This window comes from Pseudomonas sp. PA-4-8C (assembly GCF_021606625.1).
Taxonomy (GTDB): domain Bacteria; phylum Pseudomonadota; class Gammaproteobacteria; order Pseudomonadales; family Pseudomonadaceae; genus Aquipseudomonas; species Aquipseudomonas lactis.
This window is the reverse complement of sequence record NZ_WKCD01000460.1, coordinates 1-2,356: the sequence shown is the minus strand read 5'-3', so window position 1 is coordinate 2,356 and position 2,356 is coordinate 1. Positions and strand designations below refer to the sequence as shown.

Here is a 2,356-nt window from a genome sequence, read left to right as displayed (position 1 = left end):
GCCCCCATAAGTAAATGTAACGGCTATTCTTCAACGCGTCCTTCATGGCGTCCAAGTGACACCGGCTCAGATACAACGTGTATCCAATGCTTATAACTCCAAGCAAAAAAGGACCACCGCCAACAATCCAAAAAGCGAACCAGGACTTCCAGAATTCCTCCTCAGTCATAGCGCAGTTTTCTCGTGAAGGATTTCTCCACCTAGCTCCCCTCCCACCCCACCTGCCGTCGTGCCCACCCATGCACCAGTTCCTACCAGTGCAGCAGCACAAATAACACCTCCTATAGCTGTAGAGATACCTAGCGCCAGGCAGACAGGACCGCTGGCCTGTAAACCTAACCTGCCACCCCAAGCACCACCGACAGTAGAAAGGCCAAATTTTCCCCCTTCAGTAAACTTGACCTTTTTACACGCTGCCGCAGAATCCCCTTTGCACACCTGCTGAATTGCCAACAACGAAGATACCGCGCCAAGACCAATGCCGATGTACCCACCGGTCTTCATATACTTCGTGGCACGGCTGACCGCCTCCACATGCGCGGCATACCCCGGAATCTGCCCCGGCCCACCTGCCTTGTCCCAGTGATGCACCAAGCTGCGGCTGGATATACCCAGGGCCGCTTTCAACTTGGGGTGATCGCCCAAGGTGGTCTGCCCGCGCAGGCGGGTGGAGTTGAGCAGATGAGCATCCAACTGATTCATCAACCGTTGGCGATCAGCAAAGAACTGCGCTGACCTAAGATGCCCGTGCTGCCGATAGCTGTCTTGATGCAGGCGTTCCATGGCCTGCAGCGTTTCGCGCAGATTGCTCAGGTGTTTTTCCATCACCACCGCACTGACGCCGAGCCAGGTTGAGGTATGGCCGATGAAACCGGCGATCTCTGCACCCTGGCGATACAGAAAGTCAGCCTCGTCCGGCGTCAGCTCATCCAGTGATGCGCTGACGTGTTGTGCAGCCTGCATCAGTTGCGCTTCCTGATAGGTGCAGGACGTGTTGTTCGGGTCGCTGAGCACGATCATCGAGCCGGCTTTGACGTGGCTCGTATTCGGGTTCAGTGCTTGAAACTTGCGCATTACAGCCGCGTCGAGCGTCGGAAAAAGTGTGGCTTCCAGCGCCTCGCGGGTCATGCTCTGGGGCACGATATAGAAGCCAGGCTCCTGGCCGTGCGCACCGCTGAATGCCGTTGGCACTGTACGACCGGCAGGCGTGAAAGCAGATTGAGACGACGTTACGGGGTTACCGTTTACAGTGGCCTCGTTCGGTTGATCAGCCCGCTGGCTCGCTGGCGGTTCTGCTGCTCGCTTTTCGTAGGTGGCCTTTAACACCGAAGGAATCAACCGGGCTCTACAGGGGCAACTGCTGACACTGTCCAGCGTGCCAGCAACACGCTTCCCATTACGCCTCATATTGGAAATGCCGCCTAGAATCCGGAAATCTCCTGCATGATTTCCGCACGTGACCCGAGCACCTTCCAGAACACGGTGAAGGCCATGTAACTTGAATGTCGGATCACCCTCGAGAACTCGCCCGCCGCACGTCGTTTGGTCACCTAAAACAACATAGTGTCCTTTGCTCATTGATTGCCTCATTACCTAGGGCTGATTCAGTCCGCAAACCTTGAAGAGGCATATCCCCACCGTAAAGTCAGACGTTTCCCTAAATCCTGTAATCCCTGAGCCGTTCTCAGCCCTTCATTCAAAATCGCACTCCCCTTTAACGCTCAATACCGCGCGGACGGCAGAAAAGTCTTCCTCTAGGAACAGGTGCCAGGATACCCGGGTGCTGCTCAGGTAATTGCCAATGCCGGCGATGATGCCGCGGTCGTAGATTTTGCTGCCGTTGAATAGCAAGGCAATGCGGTGAACGGGCGGTAGGGTGTTCATTGTCTTGGGGCTGGTCAGTGCAGATTTGGCCCGTGGACTGCGGACGCCTAGCTACATTCAAATCGATGTCACATCCTGGGATGTTGTATGGGCATATCGGGCCTCAGGGAGGCCCGTTCGTTACCTAAGTTTCCAAAGAATGATTCCAACTGCCATCCAGATAAGGGCAGTGAAAGCCATCGTAATATTGATGATAAGACGACGTTTCAGGTAGGGCGGAAACTTTTCAAGATCAGCGGGGCATACATCTCCCAAAATGATATAAGCCTTCGGCCAAACCACCATTCCAGCAATCTTCGACATTTCCAATAGGGACCAAATCAAGCCTCGTTTCCCAAGACTAGGCCCCCAAAGATAAATGTAGCGGCTATTTTTCAACGCATCCTTAATGGCATCCAAATGGCGGCGGCTCAGGTACAAGCTGTATGCAAGACTCGACGCCGCAAGCAGCATCGGACCACCTGAAATAATC

At 54.5% G+C, this 2,356-nt stretch carries 2 protein-coding genes and 1 pseudogene; all 3 read right to left on the bottom strand.

Going from position 1 to position 2,356, the window contains the following annotated elements; all coding sequences use genetic code 11:
* Positions 1–165: 165 nt before the first annotated feature.
* The gene (locus GIW04_RS29915) at positions 166–1,578 is read right to left on the bottom strand and encodes a PAAR domain-containing protein (RefSeq protein ID WP_120248329.1); all 1,413 of its coding nucleotides are present in this window, start codon (positions 1,576–1,578) and stop codon (positions 166–168) included.
* Between the two features lie 139 nt (positions 1,579–1,717).
* A pseudogene (locus GIW04_RS29910) lies at positions 1,718–1,884 on the bottom strand (xylose operon transcription regulator XylR); the annotation flags it as partial.
* A gap of 120 nt (positions 1,885–2,004) precedes the next feature.
* Positions 2,005–2,355 carry a hypothetical protein gene (locus tag GIW04_RS29905; protein ID WP_236479548.1) on the bottom strand — a complete coding sequence of 117 codons (351 nt, stop codon included), beginning with the start codon at positions 2,353–2,355 and terminating at the stop codon, positions 2,005–2,007.
* Position 2,356: the final 1 nt, after the last annotated feature.